The organism is Actinoallomurus purpureus, assembly GCF_024055795.1.
GTDB classification, from domain to species: Bacteria; Actinomycetota; Actinomycetes; order Streptosporangiales; family Streptosporangiaceae; genus Actinoallomurus; species Actinoallomurus purpureus.
In genome coordinates this window covers 240,142-261,488 of the sequence record NZ_JAMXMY010000010.1, presented here as the reverse complement: position 1 = coordinate 261,488, position 21,347 = coordinate 240,142, and the positions used below count along the sequence as shown (strand labels likewise).

The window sequence follows — 21,347 nt, the reverse complement described above, 5'->3', positions numbered from 1 at the left end:
AGTGCGTGACATGACTCAGCCTCGGCTACTCGGTGGTCGCTACGAGCTCGATGGTGTCATCGGGCGTGGTGGCATGGCCGAGGTCTACCGAGCTCGAGATCTTCGTCTTGATCGAATTGTCGCGATCAAGACGCTTCGGGCCGATCTTGCCCGGGATCCGACGTTTCAGGCGCGGTTCGGCCGGGAGGCGCAGTCCGCCGCATCGCTGAACCATCCATCCGTCATCGCCGTGTACGACACGGGCGAAGACGTGATCGACGGCAACCCGGTGCCGTACATCGTCATGGAGTACGTCGAGGGCCGCACGCTCCGCGACGTCCTGCGCGACGAGCAGAAACTGTCGCCCGAGCGGGCCATGGAGATGACGGACGGGATCCTGCGCGCGCTGGACTACAGCCATCGCGGCGGGATCGTGCACCGGGACATCAAACCGGCCAACGTGATGTTGACCCCCAGCGGCGAGGTCAAGGTCATGGACTTCGGCATCGCCCGCGCGCTCGCCGACTCGGCCGCCACGATGACCGCGACGGCGCAGGTCATCGGCACGGCGCAGTACCTCTCGCCGGAGCAGGCGCGGGGCGAGCGGGTCGACGCCCGCAGCGACCTCTACTCCACCGCCTGTGTGCTGTTCGAGCTGCTCACCGGGCGCCCGCCGTTCCAGGGCGACTCGCCGGTGGCCATCGCCTACCAGCACGTGCGGGAGGAGCCACCTCCGCCGTCGCGCATCGACCCGTCGATCCCGCACTGGGCCGACGCGATCGTCATGAAGGGGCTCACGAAGGACCCCAACTACCGGTACCAGAGCGCGGCGGAGATGCGCGCCGACATCCAGCGCGCGTTGCAGGGCATGCCGGTCTCCGCCCCGACCATGGCGATGAACGGCGGCACCCAGGTCATGCAGGGCGGCCCGCAGACCCATGCGGCGCGCCCGGCGACGATGGGCTACGACCTGCCCCCGGTGAACTACGGGGAGCCGGAGAAGTCCGAGGGCCCCGGCAAGAAGATCGCGCTGTGGGTGGTCGTCGGCCTGCTCGCCGTGGGCGCGGTGACGGCTCTGTTCGTCATGTTCAACGATGGCGGTGGCGCACAGAAGGACGCCACGACCGTCGCCATCCCGGCCGGCGTCGTCGGCAACGACCAGGACGCCGCCAAGCAGCAACTGGAGGGCATCGGCATCACCGACGGCCACATCCACACCAAGCGGAAGTCGAGCGACCAGGTCGACAGCGGCAAGGTCATCAGCGTCACGCCTAACGAGAACACCAAGATCGACAAGACCAAGGTGGCGACCACCGAGGTGACCCTGGTCGTCTCGACCGGCAAGCCCAAGGTGACGGTCCCAACGCTCCGCGGCAAGAGCGAGGACGACGCCAAGAACGCCCTGGAGAACGTCGGCCTCAAGGCCGGCTCCTCGGACAAGGAGAACAGCTCCACCGTGCCCAAGGGCTACGTGATCAAATCTGATCCGACCGCCGGCACGAAGGTCGCGAAGGACACCGAGGTCAATCTGATCGTCTCCGACGGTCCTGGCAAGACCACCGTGCCGAACGAGGTCGGCAAGCAGCTCAGCGACGCCAAGGCCGACCTGAGGAGTAACGGTTTCAGGGCCAGCGTGACCTACGTGACCGCCCAGGACGGGCAGGTCCCCGGGACCGTCGTCGACCAGAGCCCTAAGGACGGCGACACGGCCAACAAGAGCAGCACGGTCGTCCTGGTCGTCGCCAAGCAGCAGCCGCAGCAACCGCCGACCAGCCCGGACCCGAGCGACACCGGAGGCACCGGCTGGCCGCGCTTCTGAGGAACACCGATCGAACGCGACGGCGTCTCCACCCCTCGGGGGTGGAGACGCCGTCGTGTTCGTGCCGGGGTCGCGTCGTGGGGACGCCCGACAGGACCGCGAGTCCGTCGTACGGGGGTCGCCCGCCTCCGCCGAAGGCGGGGCCGCCGGGCGCACATCGTGATTCCGGCCGCGCGGGTTCACGACGGCGACGCTCCGGACATGAGGGAGGGCTTCCGCCGCTCGGGGGCAACGGCGGAAGCCCTCACTCGTTGATCCGCCTTGACCCCCCCTGGCGTTACACGGTCTCCCAATAATCTTTTTACCGGTGTTTCGCGCCCGGGGTCGGGGGTGCCGTAGCCGACGTGCCGCCGTCATCGACCGTCCCGTGATCGAACTGAATCTTGGGCTCGAACCAGGGGAAGACGATGTACCAGAGCAGGGCGCCGGCGACGAGCAGGCAGACCACGGCGGTGTAGACCCGCGTCAGCGGTCCGCCGGGCAGGTGACGCCACAGCCAGGTGTACATCAGGAAGATGCTCCGTTCACCCGTGGGATCGAGCCGACCATCCGCCCGAACACGATGAGCCGCTGGGCCGCAGAGTACTTCGGGTGGCAGGTGGTGAGAGTGATCAGCCGGTCGGTCGGGTCTTTGGTCGGGTGCTCCGGCACCGGCGCGACGACGCTGACGTCGGAGGGCGAGACGACCGTCTTGCCGGTGATCTTGTAGGTGTACTGCCGGGTCCGGGTGTCGATGAGGATCTTGTCACCGGCCTGCAGCTCGCCGATGCGGTTGAACGGCGCCAGGTAGGTCGTCCGGTGCCCGGAGACGACGAAGTTGCCGATCTCCCCTGGCATCGCGGTGCCCGGGTAGTGACCGGGCCCCTTGCGCAGGTCGGCGACGGAGACGCCCTCGATGATCACGTAGTGGAAGCCCTTCCCCAGCCGGGGGATCCGGATCAGGGCCAGGCCGTGCCCCAGCTGCACGCGCTCGGCCGTCACGGCCCCCGAGGGCTTCCGTTGGGGCGCGGCCCAGGTGCGGGTCAGCTCGCCGTCCAGCTTGCGCTGCTCGGCCTGCGTGTAGGCGCCCGTTCCCCACAGCTCGTACGCGACGAACAGCAGCAGCACGGCCCCGGCGGTGATGCAGAGTTCACCGAGGCTACGGATGAGCGTTCGCACCGTCGGGCTCCTGGGCGGTGGCGTACTTCGGCTGCACGTTGCCCGTGTAGGCGGGCAGCGTGGTCTTCTTGAGGGTTGTCACGGTGTACCCGAGTCCGTATTCGGCGACGTACTGCCGGTAGACCTGAATGGCCGGCGAGGCGTCCAGCGCCGCTCGCAGCCTACCCGGATCGCCGGTGGCGGTGATCCGGAACGGCGGCGAGTAGACGACGCCCTGGAGGATGAGCGTATTGCCAACGCAACGGACGGCGCTGGTCGAGATCAGACGTTGATCCATGATTTGCACGCCCGTGGCACCGCCGGTCCACAGCGCGTTGACGACGGCCTGGACGTCCTGCTGATGGACGACGAGGTCGTCGGGGCCGGGGTCGCCCGCGATCCGCCGGCCGGGAGGCGCGTCGTCGAGGCTGACGCGGACGCCGCCTCCGGTGAGCGGGGCGAAGCCCGTACGGGCCGCGAGGCGGTCGGCGTCCTCCTGCGCGGCCTTCACCCGGGCGTCACGCTGCCCGGCCGCCCGTACGAGGCCTTCCACCTGCCGCCGCAGATGGCCGTAGTGTGCCTGCGAGCCCTGGTACTGCCGCTGTTCCTGGGCGATGAGCTCGGTGATCTTCGTACGGCCGCCGCCGCGCAGGTCCGTTCCGTGCGCGGTGCTCGCGCTGGCCGTGAAGAGGGTTCCGGCAAAGATCGTCAGGGCGGGGATCGCGTATCGCCACGCCCGGCCGGCGCCGCTCATCCCGCCGTTACCGGGTTTTCGCCGCATCGCGACACCCCACCGCCCCCAATAAGGTCGTACGCTGCACACCAGCGACTACGCTAACTGACAAATTGACCCATGCGCGGACCCGGCGTGCGGCCGCGTTCCGCCCCGAGGAGAGACCCACCGTGCCCAAGTCGAAGGTACGCAAGAAGGCCGTCTACACCCCGCCGCAGCGCTCACAGAAGGTCGCGGTCAGCCCCCGGTGGCTGGTGCCGACGATGGTGGCCTGCTGGCTGCTCGGCCTCGCCTGGATCGCCGTCTACTACATCACGGCGAGCGTCAGCGCCACGGTGCCGCTGATCACCTCCCTGAGCAACTGGAACCTGCTCATCGGATTCGGCGTGATCGTGGTCGGCGTGGTGCTGTCGACGCGCTGGCGTTGACTTCCCCACACGGTTATCCACACCCTGTGGACCGCCCTGTGGGTTATCCACAGCGCCCGTCCCCAGCCCTTCGCCGCGTACGCCGCGGGCGGAAACGCCGTCCGCGGCCGGATGACGTCGCCTGCGTGAGAACGCCTGGACGGAGGGCCTGCCCGCCGTCCAGGAGGCGTCAGGAGGCGAGCGCGGTGGCCACGGCGGTGAGGATCACGAGCAGCGCGGCGACGATGGCCGACGCGGCGACCTGCACGGCCTTCTGCCGCCGGCGCGGGGCGTAGGCGAACGCCACCGCGAGCACCGCACCGGTGACCAGCCCGCCGACGTGCCCTTCCCAGGAGATCCCGGAGAAGGTGAACGTGAACATCAGGTTGATCACGATGAGGAAGACGATGCCGCGCGTGTCGACGCCCAGGCGGCGGCCGACCACGAAGAACGCCGCGAACAGCCCGAAGATCGCGCCGGAGGCGCCGACGGCGGGCTGAGTCGGGTCCACCAGGTAGAGCAGGACGTTCCCGCCGAGCGCCGACAGGACGTACAGCACCGTGAACCGCACGCGGCCGAGCACGTGCTCGAGCTGCGGGCCGAGCGCCCACAGCGCCCACATGTTGAACAGGATGTGGGTGATGCCGAACCCGCCCGCGTTCATCGGCATGTGCAGGAACGCCGCGGTGATCAGGCGGTACCACTCGCCGTCCGCGACGCCGAACCCGGGGAGCCGGCCGTGCGCCGGCATCCCGCCGATCATCTCGAACCGGCCGACGAACGCCGGCGAGGCCAGCTCCCCCAGGTAGGCGAGGACGTTCAAGGCGATGAGCGTCAGCGTCACCACCGGGCGGCCCCGCATCCGGCCGCCGAACACCGTACGCGCCTCACGCACCGTACGGTTGCCCTCGCGGACGCATTCGGGGCACTGATGCCCGACCGAGGCGTCACGCATGCAGTCCGGGCAGATCGGCCGGTCGCAGCGCGTGCAGCGGACGTACGTCTCCCGGTCCGGATGCCGGTAGCACATCGATGCCCCGGGAGCCTGGGCCTGCGGCCGATCGGTGCTCATCGTCGCCTTCTCGTCGTGGGCCGGTACCTGTCTAACGACGCTCGATCGTCACCGATTCCAGAACGATGTCCTTGACCGGGCGGTCGTTACGGCCGATCTCCGCCTTGGCGATCGCGTCGACGACCTCGCTGCCCTGCACGACCTCACCGAAGATGGTGTGGCGGCCGTTCAGATGCGACGTGGGAACGACGGTCACGAAGAACTGCGAGCCGTTGGTGTTCGCGCCGGCGTTGGCCATCGCCAGGAGGTACGGACGGTCGAAGCGCAGCTGCGGGTGGATCTCGTCCTCGAACTCATAGCCCGGGCCGCCGAAGCCCTGGCCGAGCGGGTCGCCTCCCTGGATCATGAAGCCGTCGATGACCCGGTGGAAGATCGTGCCGTTGTAGAGCGGGTTCGTCGACCGCTGCCCGGTCTCGGGGTGCGTCCACTCGATCGTCCCCTCGGCGAGGCCGACGAAGTTGTCGACGGTCTTGGGCGCCTGGGCGGGGAACAGGCGGATGACGATGGGACCCAGGGTCGTGCGCAGGGTCGCGATGAGTTCTTCGGCCATGGAGACCGCCTCCTCGGTATCGGAGTGCGCCCTCGGCGGGCGCGTTCGGATGTCACTGAGGTAGCCAACGCTACTTGCTTCGCCGCTTGCCCGGACGACCCGTCGTGCGCGCTGCACCGGGTCGGCGGGCCGGGCCGGCACGCGGCGCGCGGCCGAACCGCATCCTCACGGATCCGGTGATTGACGTCGCCTTCCGAGGGAAGAGGTTCGTCGAGACCGCACATTACGGAGGGGTATCCATGTCCCTACGATCGAAGAAGCCGCAGGTGAAGCTGCGAGGCTCACAGCTGACCCGGGCGCAGAAGCGCGCGATGCGCAGCGCGCGGCAGCTGCGTCTCTCGGAGCTCAGCCGGGCGCAGAAGCGTGCCGTCCGGTCAGCGCAGCGGACGGCCCAGCGGACCGCGCAGTCGGCACAGACGGCCGCGCTGTCGGCCCAGAGCGCCGCTCAGAGCGCCGCACAGCGGCTCGGCCCCCCTGCGGGCCAGGCCCGCCAGGCGGCCTCCATGGGCGTGCAGAACGCCCGCATGTGGGGGGCGCCGCGACTCGACCGGGCCGGTGCGTACGTCGAGGAGGAGCTGGGCCCCCGGGTCGGCTCGATGCTGCGCCGGACGGCCGAGAGGATCGAGCCGCCGCGACCGCGGCGTGCCCGGCGCGGCATCGCCGCGACGCTGCTGCTGGCCGGTGGCGCGCTCGGTGCCGCCGGAGCGATCGCGACGCGTCGCACCGTCGCGCGTAAGCAGGCCGAGGAGCCCGAGCCGGCGCCGGCCGAGCACCTCTCGTCGGTGTCGGACGACGACAGCACGGAGCGTGCCCGCACGTCCTGACGACGCTTGATCGGCGGCGAGCCCGGCCCACCGGCCGGGCTCGCCGCCGTCTCGCGCCCGGCCTGCCGCTGTGATGCTTCCGCAGCGAACACGCGGACATCCCATGCCGTACCGTTTCCGGCATGTCGCTTAGGTCGTTGATCGGTTCCGCGACCCGCAGGGTGGTGGCGGTCGCTCTGCACCGGGGCTGGGAGTGGCTTCGCCGGCATGGCGAGATAACGCCGAGCACGCCCGCCGGGCGGCGGTTCGGCCATCTGGGAAAAGGGGTCTGCATCGGCTTCCCCACCGGTGCGCTCTTCGGTGAACCCTGGATCCACATCGGCGACGACACGCTCGTCGGAGTGCACGTCACGATCTCGGCGGGCTTCGGCCCCGGCCTCGACCTGGGTCCGGACCCCATCGTGAAGATCGGGAAGGCCTGCTCCATCGGACGGGGCAGCCACATCGTCGGCCATCAGTCGATCGAGATCGGCGACGACGTCTTCACCGGACCGTACGTCTACATCACCGACCAGAACCACGGCTACGCCGACCCGGACGTCCCCGTGGGCCGGCAGTGGCCGGTCAACGACTCGGTCGTCATCGGCGGCGGCTGCTGGCTCGGCGCCGGCGCCATCATCCTGCCCGGCACCCGCCTGGGCCGGAACGTCGTCGTCGCCGGTGGCGCGGTGGTGCGCGGGGAGTTCCCCGACCACAGCGTCATCGCCGGTGTGCCCGCCAAGGTGGTCCGGCACTACGACCCGAAGACCGGCTGGAGCCCGCCGTTCCCGGAGACGCCGCTGGACGAGAAGACACTGGCGGAGCTGGCGAAACTGCCGCCGATCCCCAAGCGCGGGGAACTGGCGAGCTGACCGGCCATCTCTAGGAACGCGGGCGGCTCACGAGATCGGCGTAGTCGGGGTGCCGCTCGATCCACCCCTTGGCGAAGGGGCACAGCGGCAGGACCCGCCGCCCTTCCTTCCGCCACTCGTCGAGGGCCGTACGGACGAGCGCGCCGCCCACCCCGTGCCCCTCGAACTCGGGCGCCACCTCGGTGTGGGTGATGACCATGAGGCGGTTCTCGTCCCGATAGTCCATGAGGCCGGCCCGCCGGTCGCCGGCCCATGCCTCGTACCGGCCCTCGGTGTGCGTCACGGTGACGTCCATCGTGCCCCTCGATCGGTCGCTGCGGTGGGACACCATCATGCCGCTTTCCGGGAAGCGGCCGCGTCAGGGCGTGAGCGTCAGCGCCTGCTCACGGGTGATCCGGCGCCCCCGGGCGTACGCCGCCTCGAACGCGTCGGTGCCGAGCGCGGCCAGCGCGGCGGCTCTGGCCCGGTCGTTCTCCAGACTCCACGGCGGGACGAAGCCCTGCAGGGCGTGCGCGCATCCCAGGAGCTCGGCCGCCCGCGTGTGCTCGCCGCGTGCCGCGGCCAGTGCCGCGAACCCCTCGACGATGGTGCCCACCGTCTGGTCGATCGGCAGCTCTCCGACGACCGTGAGCGCGGCCATGGCCTTGGCGTGCCAGTCGGCGGAGGCCCGCAGGTCCCCCTCCTGTTCGGTGAGGCAACCGAGCCTGCCGAACGTCGTCGCGGCCGACACTCCGAGATCGACCCGGGCCCGCCTCGGCTCGAGGACCGCCCGGGCCCGCTCCAGCAGTCTCCGGGCCTCGCGCAGATCGCCGGATCGACGCGCCAGCTCGCTCAGCCAGACGTGGCCGTACGTGACGAGGCTGTGCTCCCCGGTCCGTTCGGCGGAACGCACCGCTCGCCGCAGCTCGGTACGGGCCCGCTCGACGTCACCCGTATGGCCGTACGCCCTGCCGAGCTGGACCAGCAGTGCGGCGCCCTGGTCCGGGCTGATGCCCTCGCTCGCATAGCCGTAGGCCTCCCGGGCCGCGCGCACCGCTTCCTCGGCTTCGCCGCGCGCCAGCGAAACCTCCGCGAGAGCGCTCAGGCAGCTGACCATGCCCCAGCGTTCGCCCAGGCCGCTGAAGACCGCGTACCCCGCCGCTGCCTCGGCGCCGCACTCGTCGATCGCGCCGTGGTTCGCCGCCAGGAACGCGCGGAAGGCGTGCACCGCACCCCGGACCCACGGATCCGGATGTTCGGTGACGACGTCCAACGCGCGCAGGCAGCCCTCGAGGTCGCCCCCGAACACGGCGGCGAGCGGCCGGCACAGGGCGAGCCCCGGATGAGCCGGGAGTTCGGGCAGGCCGGAGGCCACCTGTGCCATCACCAGGCGCAGGGCGTCCATCCGCGGTCCGTCGTTCCGGGACATCTCTCTGACCATGGCGGCCGTGAAGGCGCAGATGGCGTAGGCGTCCTCGATGCCGTCCGGCGGGTCGTCCTCGACGAACCCCCAGACCTCGTCCGCCCAGCCACCGGCCTCCGTCTCCTGATCCTGGAGGACCCAGAACCACGCCAGAGCCCCGATGAAGCGGACCGCCGTGGACCCGTCACGGACGTCGATCGAATGGCGCAGCGCGGCGTTGCAGTTGTCGCGTTCGGCGCTCAGCCGCGCGGCCCAGTACAACTGATCGCGACGGCGCAGCTCCGGCTCGGCCCGCTCGGCCAGGTCGAGGAAGTACGCCGCGTGCGCGTCCTTCAGCCGCTTCTCCTCACCCGCCTCGGCGAGGCGTTCGGCGGCGTACGCCCGCACGGTCTCCAGCAGCCGGTAGCGGACCGCGCGGTCGCCCTCCGCCACCATGAGCGACTTGTCGACCAGTGAGGCGATCACATCGATGACGTCGTCGCCGAGGACCCGCTCGGCGGCCTCAGGCGTGGCACCCCCGGTGAACACCGACAGCCGTCTCAGCACGCGGCGTTCGACGTCGTCCAGCAGCTCCCAGCTCCAGTCCACGATCGCGCGCAGCGTCCGATGCTGCGGAAGCGCGGTCCGGCTGCCGACGGTCAGCAGGCGGAACCGGTCGCCGAGCCGGTCGGCCACCTGCCCGGGCGTCAGCGCCCGGAGCCGGGCCGCGGCCAGCTCGATGGCGAGCGGTATCCCGTCGAGCGCGCGGCATATCCGGACCACGGGGCCGACCGTGTCGGCGTCGACCGTGAAACCGGGCCGTACGGCGGCCGCGCGGTCGGCGAACAGCCGGACCGCACCATGGGCCATGGCCGTCTCGGCGTCCGCGTCCTCAGGAGGCAGCGGGAGGGAGGGGACCGGGCACAGCGACTCGCCGGTGATGCCGAGCGGCTCGCGGCTCGTGATGAGGATCCGCACGCCCGGAGCCGTGGACAGCACCCGGTCCGCCAGCCGCGCGACCGCCTCCAGCAGGTGCTCGCAGTTGTCCAGGACGAGGAGGAGCCGCTGGTCCGCGAGCGCGTCGACGAGCCGGTCCAGCGGCCACACGATCTCCTTGGCGTCGATGAGCCGGACCGTCTCCGCGATGCCCATGGCGACCACCACCGCCTGCGGCACCTCGGCGGCGTCCCGGACGGGCGCCAGCGGAACGAACCAGACGCCGTCCGGCGTCACGGCGATCTCCCTGGCCGCCGCCTCGATCGCCAACCGGGTCTTGCCCGCTCCACCCGGCCCGGTCAGCGTGACGAGCCGCGAGCCGACCAGCAGCCCACCGACCCGAACCAGCTCACCCTCCCGGCCCACGAAGCTGGTGAGCTGGGCCGGAAGGTTACTCCTGCCCTTGGACCGTCCCGAGCCATCGGCCGATGCCGGTGACGAGGCGCGCCCGATCGACGCCGGTGATCCGGTGCGCCCGGTGGAGGCCGGTGATCCGGTGCGCCCGGCCCCTTCCGGTGCCGCGTGACCCGGCCGGCCGTTGCCGTCGGGCGCCGACACGCCGGTTTCGCCCCGCAGGATCGCCAGGTGGACGGCGGTCAGCCCCGGCGACGGGTCGACGCCGAGCGCGTCGGCCAGCTGCCGCCGGGTCTGCTCGTACAGCGTCAGCGCGTCCGCCCGCCGGCCCGCCGCACAGAGCGCCCGCATGAGCTGGCCGCGTACGCGCTCGCGCAGAGGATGCCGCACGGCGAGCTCTTCGAGCTCGGGGACCAGCCCGGCGCCGTCGCCGAGGGCGAGCTCCGCGTCGACCCGATCCTCGGTGGCGAAGATCCGCAGCTCTTCCAGGCGCGCGATCGGACCGGTGGCGAACGCCATGTCCGCGACGTCCGCGAGCGCCGGACCGTGCCACAGGCCGAGCGCCTCTCGCAGCAGCTCCGCCCGGCGCGCTGGGTCGCCCTCGGCCCCGGCCGCCGCGATGAGACGCTCGAAGGCGACGGCGTCGACGTCGGCGGGATCGACGGTCAGCCGGTAGCCGCCCGGCACCGAGGCGACGACGCCCCTGCCGCCCGCGCCACGCAGTCGGGAGACCAGCGCCTGCAGCGCGTTGGCCGCCCCGGCCGGGGCGGCGTTCTCCCACAGGTCCTCGATCAGCCGCTCGGCCGGGGTCGTACGGCCCGCGTCGAGCGCCAAGCGGATCAGCAGCGCGCGCAGCCGAGATCCCCCGATCTCGACGGGGCCGCCGGCGTCGTCTCGCACATCCAGCGGCCCGAGAATGGCGATGCGCACGCCGCCATTGTCCCCGTTTGCGGCACCGCCAGCGTGACGCGTTCCTCCGGACGATCGGTGCCACCCGCGGCCACACCGCCGGCCAGATCCGCTCACCGGTGACACCGCCGACCAGACGGGCGTCCCGTGGTGTGCTTGGGTATTGGGGTGATCACGGCCCACCTGCCCGTTCTGTTCGGCGTCGGCGTCCTCGCCGGGGTGGTCAGCACGGTCGTGAGCCTCGCGTCGATCGTCTCCTATCCGGCCCTTCTGGCGCTCGGGCTGCCGGCCCTCAGCGCCAACGTGACGAACACGGTCGCCCTGATGTTCACGGCGGTGGGCGCGACGGCCGGCTCACAGCGGGAGCTCGCCGGGCAGCGCGGCCGGGTGCTGCGGCTGGGCGTGCTGACCGCGCTCGGCGGCGCGACCGGCGCGGCACTTTTGATGGTGACGCCGTCACGGACGTTCGAGCTGATCGCACCCTGGCTGATCGCGGGCGCGTCCCTGATCCTGCTCCTTCAACCCAGGGCCGGCCGGCTCGCGGAACGCTTCCACGGTGAACACAGCCGGCTCCTCCGTGTGGCGCTCTTCACGGTCGCCGTCTACACGGGGTACTTCGGAGCGGCCGGCGGCATCCTCATGCTGGCCGTGCTCTCCGCGATGATCGACCTGCCGATGGTCCGCGTCAACGCCGTGAAGAACGTCATCGCCGGGCTGGCCAACGGCGTCGCCGCCGCCGGGTTCGCGCTGTTCGGGCCGGTACGGTGGGACGCCGTCCTGCCGCTGGCCGCGGGCTTCCTCGTCGGCGGCTGGATCGGGCCCTCGCTCGTACGCCGGCTCCCCGGCCAGGCGCTGCGCGTCCTCGTCGCCGTGTGCGGGGTGGCCGTGGCCGTCAAACTCGGCATCGACAGCTACACCTGACCGGCCGACCGACCGGCGACCGCGTTCGGCGAAGGCGTGGGCCGGTGGCTCCCTCCTGAATCCCGGCACTGCCAATAAGAAGTGTTTCCCTGCTTTTTAGGTAGGTATGGAACGATTAGAACGTCGGTGGACGCCTGATGGGGAGGACTGGATGGCGCTTCCGAACTTCCTGGTGATCGGTGCCCCCAAGGCGGGCACCACGGCACTGCACGCCGCACTGGCCTGCCACCCCGACCTGTTCATGTCCCCGGTCAAGGAGCCGAAGTTCTTCCTCAGCGACGGCCCTCCGCCCACGCGCGGCGGTCCCGGCGACGCCCAGACCTACCGGGAGCACATCTGGCGGCGCGAAGACTACGAGGCGCTGTTCGCGGCCGCACCCGAGGGGACGCCGCGCGGGGAGAGCACGCCTTTCTACCTCCACGACCGGGACGCCCAGCTCCGCATCCGCGCCCTGATCCCCGACGTGAAGATGATCGCCCTGATCCGGGACCCGGTGGAACGGGCCCACTCCAACTGGACGCACCTGTGGTCGGCCGGCCTGGAGCCGATCGGCACCGTCGTCGAAGCGTGCGCCGCCGAACCCGAGCGGGTCGCGGCGGGCTGGGCGGCGTTCTGGCGGTACGTCGACCTGGGCCGGTACGGCGAACAACTCCAGCACCTGTACAAGGTGTTCCCGCGCGACCAGGTGCTCGTGGTCAGGTACCGGCGCATCCACGAGGAACCCGCGGCGACCCTCGACCGGATCTGCGCGTTCCTCGGCGTGCGCACCGGAATGATCGACGCGATCCCCCGCGAGAACGTCACCAACCACGTGGCCGACTCCCCGAGCACCCGCGCCCTGCGGCAGGTGCTGCGCGCGGGGGCCCGGATCGGCTCGAACATGCCGCTGCCCGTCCGCCGTCTCGCCCGCGGCCCGCTGCTCGCCGCGCTGCACCGCGAGCGGCGCCCCCGGCAGCCGCTGACCTGGGACGACCGGCAGCGGCTGATCCCCTACTTCGCCGACGACATCCGGCTGCTGCAAGAGGTCACGGGCGAGGACTACGGCGACTGGCTCAAGCCGCGATGAACTCGGTGCGCAGCTCGTGCGCACCGTCCGGACGCGTCGCCTCGTAGTAGAGCCGCCACCCCGCGTCCCCGAGGGGGACGGCGGTCAGGTAGCGCAGGCCCCCGCCGGCGTACGGCGAGACCGCCGCCGGGCCGGTGCCCTGCTGCTCCAGCAGGCCGAACCCGTCGCCGGTCGCGATCCCGGTGCGCTCCTCGTAGTTCTCCGCGGCGCTGGCCCGGCCGTCGTAGTAGGCGACGGTCTCCCCGCCGTCCGTGACCACGGACGAGATCCGTACGCCGCGGGAGTCCCACCGCCCAGGACGGCCCGTCAGCACCGTGCCGTGCCAGGTCCACTCCAGACCGTCGGCGCTGGTCGCGTAGTCGGTCACCATCTGGTCGGCCTCCTCCGGGTCGGCGAGCGGGTGGCAGGACGCCCACAGGTGCCACTTGTCGCCCTGACGGAGGATCACCGGGTCCTTCACCCCGATCAGGTCGCTGCCGGGGAGGACCACCTCGGCCGTCGACGGGTCGAAAGAGCGCGGATCGGCCGCCTCCAGCACCTCGACCCGCCAGTGCTTGGTCCCCGGCGTGGCGCAGCTGACGTACAGCCGCCACGTCCCGTCGGGGGTCACGACCAGCGCGGGGCGCTCAAGGGACTCGGCCGCCATCCGGTCGCTGTCGATGACCGCGAGGGTCTCCAGCCGCTCGCCGTCGACCGCGTGCGCGACCACGACGGCGTATCCCCGCCCCTGCCCGATGGGGCGGCGCAGGCGGTACGCCAGGTAGATCTCGCCGTCCACGACACAGGCACTGGGCGCGCCCGCCCAGTAACCGGCGCCCTGCTGAGGAGGGGCCACGACGACGCGGGACCGCTCGTACGACGGCAGGGGAAACGGCATGGAGTCCTCCTTTGAACGCGCCGGCGACGGGGCCGCACCGGCACGGACACGGCGATGCATCGGAGCGACGCCCCTCGGCGCCACAGTCGAGCGATGGCGCCTACCACATTAACCGAGTATGAAAAGTAAATAATCCGCTCAGCTGCGACGATGTCAAAATCCGCCCATGGCGAGGTGCGACCGCGTCGCCTGTCGGACCGTGTCCCGCCACGAGGTCGCGCGCGTCGAACCGCCGTTGCCGCCTCGTGCTGTCCGGGATCAGGCGACGGGATTGTCGGGTGAGTCGAGGTACACGTACTGGCGGTCGGAGGTGACGGCGAGCCCGAAGCGGCCGGTCTCCGGATGTCCGACCTTGTCCCACCACTGGTACGCGGCCTCGATCTCGGTCCACAGCGAGCGCGGACCCTGCTGACGCACCCGGTGCGTGACGGCACCGTCGGTGACGTCGACGCGGGCCCAGGACGGCCCGGAGAACGCCCAGAAGGCGAAGTCGTCGTCGCCGCCGTCGGCGTCTTGGAACTTCGTGGTCACATCGGGCACCCGCAGGCCGACCGCGAACGTGGCGTCGTAGTCGTCGAAGGCGACCGCGTCCGGGTGCAGGGTCGTGGCCGACTCGGCCGCACCCGCCAGATCCGCCGGCACCGCAGGTCGTGGCGCACGCTGTGCGCGCAACCACATGAACGCCACCGTGTTGTCGACGAACGGACCGTACGCCGCGCCGTGGCCGTCGACCGTCAGGCGGGCCAGCGCACCGTTGTCGTAGGCGTTGCCCCACGGGATGAGGATCACCCCGCCCGGCTTGGTCTGCACCACCCACTGATAGGGAACGGCATGCACTGCCGCGATGGCGATGACCCCGTACCGTGCCTGCCCATAGGTTTTCTCCTTCTATTCGCTGCCGCTTGAAATCGCGGTGGTCGGTCTACTTCCTCCGGCGGCCGTGCCCCGGCCGTCGGGCCGGGGCGGGGCCGCCGGGGGAACGCGGGCCACCGAAACCCCGCGCTCGCCCCACCGGTCCATCTGTCCCGCACGGCCGCCTCAGGGGTGGGCAGCCACGCGGGCCGGGTGGGCGCGCCGCTACGGTCGGCTCTCTCCCCGGCCGGACACTGGCGGCGCACCCGGCTCTCTAGAAGATTGATTCCAAGGGATTCTCGGTGTCGGTAGGCGGTACTTTGTGCACCGATGGGATCCGGCGCGGTCCACCACGGCCGCGCCTCGGCCCTCTCGTTCCGGCGCTTCTACTGAGGCGATAAATATCTTGCCTCAGTAGAAACATCAGAGAAGACACCCGCGCCTCCCTCGTGCAATTCGCCCGGAATGCAGGGTTTCCGCAAAGGATGCCGCGACGCCGGTTCACAGCCGGGTGTGCCGTAGAGCGAGCGCACCGACGATCACCGCGGACGCCTTGGAATCAATCGTCTAGATCGGTCCGAACGGCTCGGTGAACATTTGCCGCGACTCCCCGACGTACTGCTCGAGAGCAACCGCAACCGGTCGAGGTCATACTCCCCGTCCCGCTGACCCACACGGTCGGCAGTTCGAGCGCCTTCCGGAACTCGGCGAGCTTGCTCTCGTAGCTCATGACCCTGCGACCGTGAGGACGTTGATGATGCGGCGGGCCGCCTCCTCGACGTCGTCCACGGGGACCATGGGCTCGTACTCGGGGGACGCGTCGCGGGTCGGACCGGACCACTGCCAGTGCCACCAAAGCGCGGACTGGTGCTCGCGGAGCACAAGTGGCTGCCGCATCCGCACGTCGCAGGGATTCCGGGCCTCGACCACGCCGGCCGAGTTGACCGTGACGTTCAGGCCGGCCCGCATCAGCAGCGGGGCGAGCCGTACAGCCGCCGCCTTAACGATGTCGACCGGCGGCAGTGGGGTGGTTCGTACATGCACCTGGCGCCTCCCAGCGTCCGCGTGTCCGTCTGCGCACCAGAGAGACTCTGGCGCATTGGTAACCGACAACTCACGCTAGGCAATCGGGAGGGTGACAATGCACACGACTTGTGTGCACGAAAATCCTTGACGACGCGCGTCAGGCCAAGCTCATGCGGTCCTGGAGCAGCCGGAGAGCCTCAGGGAGCGTGCGATGATGATCAATCAGCCGGACCACTGACTCCCGCGCCATCGGGTGATATCGCGTCATCTGTGGAGCGATCGTTTCAGCATTGAGCAGTCGACGGAGCGCCTGGTCCCACTGACCGGTCGACACCAGCGCACGGCCCACATCGATCTCATGATGAGCCCGCCGCTCCGCCGAGACCGAGGACGGCAGCGACAGACGAGAATCCCGCCGGATCGCCTCGTCGAAGTCGGTGAGCTCTACCGCGACAGCCACCCCGTGAATTTCGACGTTCAGCGGATGGAACTGCAGCCCATAGAAATCCGGCGCCCGCTCGGGCAACTGCCGGGCGGCCTCGGTCGCGAGCCCGTAATACTCCCAGGCATCGCCAGCCGTCCCGGCACGGGCGGACAGGACCGCCGCGCGCAGCTGAAGCGCTCCGTACACCGCACGGGACTCGGCGCTGTCCAAGTCCATTCCGTCGCCCGCGCGCTGTACGAGCCTCATCCCAGAGTCCCAGGCGCCGATCGTCATCAGCAGCAGCGCTCGGGAGAGCTGGGCGAGTCGGGGGAGATTGGCATCATCGGACCGGGCCGCCGCAGCGGCAGCGCGGTCGAGGCCGAAGTTGGCGAGGTCGTTGTAGCCCAGACGGCGCGCGAGCGAGACAGCTATCGCCTGGGTGTTGTTGAGCAGCGTCCACGCCCGTGGGTCGCCGGTTTCGTTGACGTGAATGGACAACTCGGTGAGCAGAGCCGAGATGCGGTCGCCGACCTGCAAGTGCTGCGCGTCTTGCGCCAATCGACGGACCTTTGCGACCTCGGCGGCGAGCTTCGTGAGCGACCGCGGGGGAACATCGAGGTCCGGAGGCACGTCGGCGCAAGCGAGCGCGCGGCGCATCTCGTCAATGGAGTCGTGGATGCGATCGGCGCGCCCGGCGACGTTGCCGTACGGCTGCCCGTAGATCTCCGAAGGGTCGGCGTGTAGGGCGGACGCGACGGCGGCGACGAGTGAGGGGGTTGCCGGCTTGCGGCCGGTCTCTACCTGCTGGATGAGGCTGCGGCTCACATAGGCGCGAGCGGCGAGGCCCTGCTGTGTCAGGCCGCGGGCGCGTCGTTTCCGGGCAATTCGGCGCCCTATTCCTTCATGGGCGTCGCGAGTCGCGTTAACGTCAGGCACAGGCCCTGCACCTCCTGAAGCTTCGACAACCTCAGGCTACGGTGCAGGGCGGTGCTGTTTGTAGATATGGCGATGAACTATCGCCATCGATCGCGGCAATACGCGCTATTTCACCGGAATGATCCGATGATCAGTCGCCAAACAGACTTGTGAAACATCCCTTGGTACGCAGTTCACGTGGTCAGCTCGGCGAGGTCCTCCTCGGTGAGGTGCACGCCGGCGGCCGCGATGTTCTCCTCCAGGTGATCCAGTGAGCCGGTGCCCGGGATGGCGAGCATGACGGGAGAGGCCGCCAGCAGCCAGGCCAGCGCCACCTGTTCGGGCGTGGCCCCGTGGCGGGCGCCGACCTTCGCCAGGCGATCCCGGTCGAGCGGCCGGTTCCCGCCACCGAGCGGGAAGAACGGGACGTACGCGACACCGAGGTCCTCGCACGGGGCGAGCAGCCCGCCGTCGTCCCCGTACTGGACGTGGAAGTGGTTCTGCACCGCCGTGACCGGGGCGATGGAGCGTGCCTCGGCGAACTGCTCGGCGTCGACGTTGCTGACGCCGAGGTGGCGGATCAGCCCCTCCTCGCGCAGCCCGGCCAGGACCTCGAACCGCTCGCCGATCGACTCGCCGCCGGGCACGGACATGCCGCCGACCCGCAGGTAGACCAGGTCCAGGCGGTCGAGACCGAGTCGTCGCAGGTCCTCCTCGACCAGCCCCCGCAGCTGATCGGGTGTCGCCTGGCCGCTGGGGATGCCGTCCGGTCCCCGGAGGGGCCCGACCTTCGTCGCGATGACCAGGTCGTCGGCGTACGGGGACAGCGCCTCGCGGATCAGTTCGTGGGCGTGCACGTCGCCCCGCCCGTAGAAGCCCGCGGTGTCGATATGGTTCACGCCCAGTTCCACGGCGCGGCGCAGCACCGCGATGCCGGTCTCCGGGTCGCGCGTCGGCCCGTCGAAGGTGCCCACGGGCAGCCGCATCGCGCCGAAGCCGAGCCGGTTCACCCGCAGATCTCCACCGAGAAGGAAGTCGCCGCTCGCGGCGGCCGTCGTGTTCGTCGTCATGCCTCGAGCCTGCCCCCCGCGCGGCGGCGGTACCAACGCCTGGCAGCAACCTGCCATTGCTCCGCCAGACCGGGTCGACCAGACTTGGTCGGGTGACGAGCGAACAGGTCATCACGGTCCACGGAGAGCGCGAGCTCGCCGCCCGCACCGTCCCTCTTTTCACCGGCGTGACGTCGGAGTTCATCTGCGCGGCCACGGACCTGGACACCTGGTCGCACCGCGACACCCGCCCGCGGATGCGCCCGGCGCTCGCCGAGGACGGTCTGGTCGTGCGCAAGCTGTACACGCCCGCCGCGCCGGCCGAGGAGGAGCAGCGTGATCACCTGCTCACGTTGGTGGGCATGGGCGCGCGAGTCCGCATCTGCGCCACGGGCCTGCCGAACGAGACGATCATCATCGACCGGCGCGTCATGATCCTGGCGGGAGCCGCGACACCCGGCGACCGTGAGTTCACCATCACCACGTCGCCGACGCTGATCAACGGCGTGTACGCCCTGTTCGAGGCCACCTGGGAGGCCGCGACCGAGCTGACGGCCTACCTCCACCGCGATCCGCCCCAGGTGGATGCCGAGGGCAGGCGGATCCTGCGGGCGCTCGGCGACGGGCTCACCGACGAGGTCGCCGCCCGCCGGCTGGGGCTCTCGCTGCGGACGTACCGCCGTCGTGTGGCCGAGCTGATGCGGCTGCTGGGGTCGGAGTCGCGGTTCCAGGCCGGCGTGCACGCCGGTGAGTTCGGCCTGATCCCCTGACGGTTCCTCGGGCCGGAACGGCCGCGGTGCACCGGGAGACGCTCACCTACATCCTCGCTGTCAGGCGAGGGCCAGGTCGTCCATCGTCCGTCCGATCAGCGCGCTGATCTGCTCCGCGACGCCCGGTGCCGCCGCGATGGTGGCCGCCGAGTCGGTCGTGTGATCGCTGCCGTCCTGGTCGATCACCACGGCGCCGGCCTCACGGGCGATGACGACACCCGCCGCGGTGTCCCACGGCTTGTTGGACATGCTCACGCTGACGTCGAGCCTGCCTTCGGCGACCCACGCCAGGTCGATGGCGGAAGACCCCAGCATCCGCACCCGCTGGACCTCGGCGGCCAGGGCGGCGGTCAGCGCGAGGCGCAGGCGGTTCTTCTCCTCGGCGGCCGGCCCGACGGCGTAGTCGCCGATGGCGACGATGGCGTCCTGGAGCGCGCCCGTCGCACTCGCCGCGATCCGCCGCTCCCCGAGGTGCGCGCCGGCGTGCTCGACGGCGGAGTAGCGGGTGCCGAGGAACGGCAGGTCGATCACTCCGAGGACGGCGTGGCCCCTGCGGAGGAGGCCCAGGGAGACGCCGCACAACGGCAGTCCGTGGACGAAATTGGCCGTGCCGTCGATCGGGTCGAGCGCCCACAGCAGGTCCCCGCCGCCGTCGCCGGTGACCCCTTCCTCCTCCCCGAGGATCGGCACGCCGGGCGTCCGGTCCCGGAGATGCGCCCGTACGGCGCGCTCGACGGCGTAGTCCAGGTCGGTCGCCATGTCCCGGTCGCCCTTGGCGGTGAGCGGGCCGGGGGCACGGGAACGGATCAGATCGGCGGCGAGCGCGACGGCGTCCAGAGCGACGGGCAGCAACGCTCCGACGGACGTCGTCATACTGGGCGGCTCCGTTCCGACAACTCGCAGTAAATCTGCTCAAAGGTGTTATACAGCCCCACTCCGTCAGAGTTACGGCGGAGCAGGAACGTCGGCGAGTCCACGCCACGGGCCTGCGGCAGGTAGGGCTGCATCACGCAGGTCGCACCGTCGATCAGGACGATGCCGAACCGGATCGTCTCGTCGTAGACGGCGAGCGAGAGCCGGTCCCGCGCCTCGGCCGGAAGGCGGTCGCGGACGCGGGAGAGCACCTCGATGTTCAGCTTGGTCAGGGTGGACAGATAGTGGTCGGTGTAGCCCTCTTCGCACTCGCGCGCCTTGATCGCGTCGCCGTCCGGGTCGAGGAAGAGGCACTCCAGACGGGCGCCGCTCTCGACCAGGTGACGCAGCCGCTGATCGGGATACTGCTGGCAGAGGAGGTTGAGCGACAGCCCGGCCGCCCTGATGTGCTTCGCGTCGTCGAACATCACCTGCGGCGGCATGGCGTACGTGAACTCCGCCCGGGTGGCGAAGACGGCGGCCACATCGGCCAACGGCAGGCCTGGACCGCCCGGCGTGTCGAACGACAGAGCGCCTGTGGATGCGATCCGGGCGGGTCCTGCTCCGCGGCCGATGGACGGATGGACCGCGAGGGTCCGGGCGCGCGCGACGCGGTCCGCCGAAGGCGCCCCCTCAGCGGCCAGGAGGTCGTCCGGGCACGGCGCGAACAACTGGTCGGCGGTCCACCCGGGGAACATCGTCTCCAGGACGCGGCAGTGATCGGTATAGGGGAGCCGTTTGAGCCCGCCGGAGATCCAGCGGTGCAGTTGCGCACGGCTCGGCGCGGTGCCGACGAGGTCGCGATCGACTTTCCTCGCGGCTCTTTCGTATGCGGCGCGAAACATCCCATATCGTGTTAATTGCCGCTGCTGCACCATAATTTGCAGCAAGATCGGTTGCCGCACAGCACTTTCGCTCACACGACCAGCCTAGCCACCCTTTATCGCCATGACGAGACGAATTCAAGACAGAGACAAGACATTGGCGTCGAAAAAACAGCTTGTACGGCATCGAGACGAAACACCGATACGAAGGATGCTATGGCCGGAGGGTGCGGGGGACCGGAGGCATTGGGGGGCAACGGCGGTGTGCGCCGATCACAGCGAGAAAATGCGGCTTCTGGTGTCCTTGTGCCGCGAACTGGCCAGACTCGGGTTGCCTTCGGTGATGAGCGACGCCAGGCCCGCGCTCTCGGTGCGCGGCGACCCGGCGGACCCCCGGGTGTGGATATCCGTGAGCGCGTGCGGGGAATTCTTCGAATGGTGCCCGCGGTCCGGGGATCGGCTACTGGCGGCGGACCCGGAAACGGCCGCCGAACGCATCGCGGCACACCTGCGCACCGACGCCGGCCACTACGCGACCCCGGCCGACGCCCTTCACGAGCGCGGATGACGGGCCTCTGCCCGGAGGCACTTACCGCACCGGCATCCGACCATTGATCCGATATCCACCTATCGCAACCCTCTGACCAGGGCCAAAGGTGGGCATCTCACGCCGTCTCACACGACAGCGGGGCCGCGACC

The 21,347-nt window shown here is 70.4% G+C and carries 22 protein-coding genes; 8 read left to right on the top strand and 14 right to left on the bottom strand.

What is annotated here, in order from left to right; all coding sequences use genetic code 11:
• Window positions 1-10: 10 nt before the first annotated feature.
• Window positions 11-1,798 (top strand): Stk1 family PASTA domain-containing Ser/Thr kinase, encoded by a 1,788-nt coding sequence (gene pknB, locus NE236_RS20590; RefSeq protein WP_252843660.1) that lies wholly within the window; start codon window positions 11-13, stop codon window positions 1,796-1,798.
• A 301-nt stretch (window positions 1,799-2,099) separates the two neighbouring features.
• On the opposite strand, the gene NE236_RS20585 is transcribed toward pknB, so the two are convergent.
• The 3 genes from NE236_RS20585 to NE236_RS20575 are packed head-to-tail and all read right to left on the bottom strand — an operon-like array spanning window position 2,100 to window position 3,716.
• A complete protein-coding gene (locus tag NE236_RS20585) occupies window positions 2,100-2,306 on the bottom strand; it encodes a hypothetical protein (RefSeq protein ID WP_252843659.1) in 207 nt (68 codons plus the stop codon).
• Window positions 2,306-2,956 carry a class E sortase gene (locus NE236_RS20580; protein WP_252843658.1) on the bottom strand — a complete coding sequence of 217 codons (651 nt, stop codon included), beginning with the start codon at window positions 2,954-2,956 and terminating at the stop codon, window positions 2,306-2,308. Before NE236_RS20580 ends, NE236_RS20585 begins: the two co-directional genes overlap by 1 nt.
• A complete protein-coding gene (locus NE236_RS20575) occupies window positions 2,937-3,716 on the bottom strand; it encodes a DUF881 domain-containing protein (protein WP_252843657.1) in 780 nt (259 codons plus the stop codon). The genes NE236_RS20580 and NE236_RS20575 overlap by 20 nt, the downstream gene beginning before the upstream one ends.
• Window positions 3,717-3,838: 122 nt before the next feature.
• Here NE236_RS20575 and NE236_RS20570 point away from each other — a divergent pair, with 122 nt between their 5' ends.
• A complete protein-coding gene (locus NE236_RS20570; protein WP_252843656.1) occupies window positions 3,839-4,096 on the top strand; it encodes a cell division protein CrgA in 258 nt (85 codons plus the stop codon).
• 169 nt (window positions 4,097-4,265) lie between these two features.
• Here the strand turns inward: NE236_RS20570 and NE236_RS20565 are convergent, their stop codons facing one another.
• Window positions 4,266-5,147, bottom strand: coding sequence for a rhomboid family intramembrane serine protease (locus tag NE236_RS20565; protein WP_252843655.1), 882 nt, complete (start codon window positions 5,145-5,147; stop codon window positions 4,266-4,268).
• A gap of 31 nt (window positions 5,148-5,178) precedes the next feature.
• Window positions 5,179-5,697, bottom strand: coding sequence for a peptidylprolyl isomerase (locus NE236_RS20560; protein WP_252843654.1), 519 nt, complete (start codon window positions 5,695-5,697; stop codon window positions 5,179-5,181).
• Between the two features lie 239 nt (window positions 5,698-5,936).
• Here NE236_RS20560 and NE236_RS20555 point away from each other — a divergent pair, with 239 nt between their 5' ends.
• Window positions 5,937-6,521 (top strand): hypothetical protein, encoded by a 585-nt coding sequence (locus tag NE236_RS20555; protein WP_252843653.1) that lies wholly within the window; start codon window positions 5,937-5,939, stop codon window positions 6,519-6,521.
• A gap of 122 nt (window positions 6,522-6,643) precedes the next feature.
• On the top strand, window positions 6,644-7,372 hold the full coding sequence (locus NE236_RS20550; RefSeq protein ID WP_252843652.1) for an acyltransferase: 729 nt from the start codon (window positions 6,644-6,646) through the stop codon (window positions 7,370-7,372).
• Window positions 7,373-7,382: 10 nt separating this feature from the next.
• On the opposite strand, the gene NE236_RS20545 is transcribed toward NE236_RS20550, so the two are convergent.
• Together NE236_RS20545 and NE236_RS20540 are read right to left on the bottom strand one after the other, a co-directional pair.
• On the bottom strand, window positions 7,383-7,667 hold the full coding sequence (locus NE236_RS20545; protein WP_252843651.1) for a GNAT family N-acetyltransferase: 285 nt from the start codon (window positions 7,665-7,667) through the stop codon (window positions 7,383-7,385).
• A gap of 63 nt (window positions 7,668-7,730) precedes the next feature.
• A complete protein-coding gene (locus tag NE236_RS20540) occupies window positions 7,731-11,033 on the bottom strand; it encodes an AfsR/SARP family transcriptional regulator (protein ID WP_252843650.1) in 3,303 nt (1,100 codons plus the stop codon).
• Between the two features lie 135 nt (window positions 11,034-11,168).
• On the opposite strand from NE236_RS20540, the gene NE236_RS20535 reads away from it, so the two are divergent.
• Window positions 11,169-11,933 (top strand): sulfite exporter TauE/SafE family protein, encoded by a 765-nt coding sequence (locus NE236_RS20535; protein ID WP_252843649.1) that lies wholly within the window; start codon window positions 11,169-11,171, stop codon window positions 11,931-11,933.
• A gap of 151 nt (window positions 11,934-12,084) precedes the next feature.
• Window positions 12,085-12,999 (top strand): sulfotransferase family protein, encoded by a 915-nt coding sequence (locus NE236_RS20530; protein WP_252843648.1) that lies wholly within the window; start codon window positions 12,085-12,087, stop codon window positions 12,997-12,999.
• Here NE236_RS20530 and NE236_RS20525 read toward each other — a convergent pair.
• From NE236_RS20525 to NE236_RS20505, 5 genes are all read right to left on the bottom strand, one after another.
• The gene (locus NE236_RS20525) at window positions 12,986-13,876 is read right to left on the bottom strand and encodes a glycoside hydrolase family protein (protein WP_252843647.1); all 891 of its coding nucleotides are present in this window, start codon (window positions 13,874-13,876) and stop codon (window positions 12,986-12,988) included. The genes NE236_RS20530 and NE236_RS20525 overlap by 14 nt on opposite strands.
• Before the next feature lie 258 nt (window positions 13,877-14,134).
• Window positions 14,135-14,713: a hypothetical protein gene (locus NE236_RS20520; RefSeq protein ID WP_252843646.1), complete on the bottom strand. Its 579-nt coding sequence runs from the start codon at window positions 14,711-14,713 to the stop codon at window positions 14,135-14,137.
• A gap of 741 nt (window positions 14,714-15,454) precedes the next feature.
• Entirely contained in the window at window positions 15,455-15,772 is a 318-nt protein-coding gene (locus tag NE236_RS20515; RefSeq protein ID WP_252843645.1) for a hypothetical protein, read from the bottom strand.
• Between the two features lie 139 nt (window positions 15,773-15,911).
• A complete protein-coding gene (locus tag NE236_RS20510; protein ID WP_252843644.1) occupies window positions 15,912-17,114 on the bottom strand; it encodes a helix-turn-helix domain-containing protein in 1,203 nt (400 codons plus the stop codon).
• Between the two features lie 173 nt (window positions 17,115-17,287).
• Window positions 17,288-18,163, bottom strand: a complete 876-nt coding sequence (locus NE236_RS20505; RefSeq protein ID WP_252843643.1) for an oxidoreductase — start codon at window positions 18,161-18,163, stop codon at window positions 17,288-17,290.
• Between the two features lie 92 nt (window positions 18,164-18,255).
• On the opposite strand from NE236_RS20505, the gene NE236_RS20500 reads away from it, so the two are divergent.
• Entirely contained in the window at window positions 18,256-18,912 is a 657-nt protein-coding gene (locus NE236_RS20500) for a helix-turn-helix domain-containing protein (RefSeq protein WP_252843642.1), read from the top strand.
• A 60-nt stretch (window positions 18,913-18,972) separates the two neighbouring features.
• Here NE236_RS20500 and NE236_RS20495 read toward each other — a convergent pair whose 3' ends face one another.
• Both NE236_RS20495 and NE236_RS44555 read right to left on the bottom strand, forming a co-directional pair.
• The gene (locus NE236_RS20495) at window positions 18,973-19,785 is read right to left on the bottom strand and encodes an inositol monophosphatase family protein (protein WP_252843641.1); all 813 of its coding nucleotides are present in this window, start codon (window positions 19,783-19,785) and stop codon (window positions 18,973-18,975) included.
• Window positions 19,782-20,744 carry a DUF5919 domain-containing protein gene (locus tag NE236_RS44555; RefSeq protein WP_252843640.1) on the bottom strand — a complete coding sequence of 321 codons (963 nt, stop codon included), beginning with the start codon at window positions 20,742-20,744 and terminating at the stop codon, window positions 19,782-19,784. Before NE236_RS44555 ends, NE236_RS20495 begins: the two co-directional genes overlap by 4 nt.
• A 247-nt stretch (window positions 20,745-20,991) precedes the next feature.
• Between NE236_RS44555 and NE236_RS20485 the strand changes: the two genes are divergently transcribed.
• Window positions 20,992-21,216, top strand: a complete 225-nt coding sequence (locus NE236_RS20485) for a hypothetical protein (protein WP_252843639.1) — start codon at window positions 20,992-20,994, stop codon at window positions 21,214-21,216.
• Window positions 21,217-21,347: the final 131 nt, after the last annotated feature.

Excerpts from the sequence above, each read along its gene's own strand:
- NE236_RS20555 (WP_252843653.1), top strand. The coding sequence starts at position 5,937 with ATGTCCCTACGATCGAAGAAGCCGCAGGTGAAGCTGCGAGGCTCACAG.
- NE236_RS20530 (WP_252843648.1), top strand. The coding sequence starts at position 12,085 with ATGGCGCTTCCGAACTTCCTGGTGATCGGTGCCCCCAAGGCGGGCACC.
- NE236_RS20505 (WP_252843643.1), bottom strand. The coding sequence starts at position 18,163 with ATGACGACGAACACGACGGCCGCCGCGAGCGGCGACTTCCTTCTCGGT.
- NE236_RS20550 (WP_252843652.1), top strand. The coding sequence starts at position 6,644 with ATGTCGCTTAGGTCGTTGATCGGTTCCGCGACCCGCAGGGTGGTGGCG.
- pknB (WP_252843660.1), top strand. The coding sequence starts at position 11 with ATGACTCAGCCTCGGCTACTCGGTGGTCGCTACGAGCTCGATGGTGTC.
- NE236_RS20575 (WP_252843657.1), bottom strand. The coding sequence starts at position 3,716 with ATGCGGCGAAAACCCGGTAACGGCGGGATGAGCGGCGCCGGCCGGGCG.
- NE236_RS20495 (WP_252843641.1), bottom strand. The coding sequence starts at position 19,785 with ATGACGACGTCCGTCGGAGCGTTGCTGCCCGTCGCTCTGGACGCCGTC.
- NE236_RS20485 (WP_252843639.1), top strand. The coding sequence starts at position 20,992 with ATGAGCGACGCCAGGCCCGCGCTCTCGGTGCGCGGCGACCCGGCGGAC.
- NE236_RS20565 (WP_252843655.1), bottom strand. The coding sequence starts at position 5,147 with ATGAGCACCGATCGGCCGCAGGCCCAGGCTCCCGGGGCATCGATGTGC.
- NE236_RS20525 (WP_252843647.1), bottom strand. The coding sequence starts at position 13,876 with ATGCCGTTTCCCCTGCCGTCGTACGAGCGGTCCCGCGTCGTCGTGGCC.
- NE236_RS20560 (WP_252843654.1), bottom strand. The coding sequence starts at position 5,697 with ATGGCCGAAGAACTCATCGCGACCCTGCGCACGACCCTGGGTCCCATC.
- NE236_RS20545 (WP_252843651.1), bottom strand. The coding sequence starts at position 7,667 with ATGGACGTCACCGTGACGCACACCGAGGGCCGGTACGAGGCATGGGCC.
- NE236_RS20585 (WP_252843659.1), bottom strand. The coding sequence starts at position 2,306 with ATGTACACCTGGCTGTGGCGTCACCTGCCCGGCGGACCGCTGACGCGG.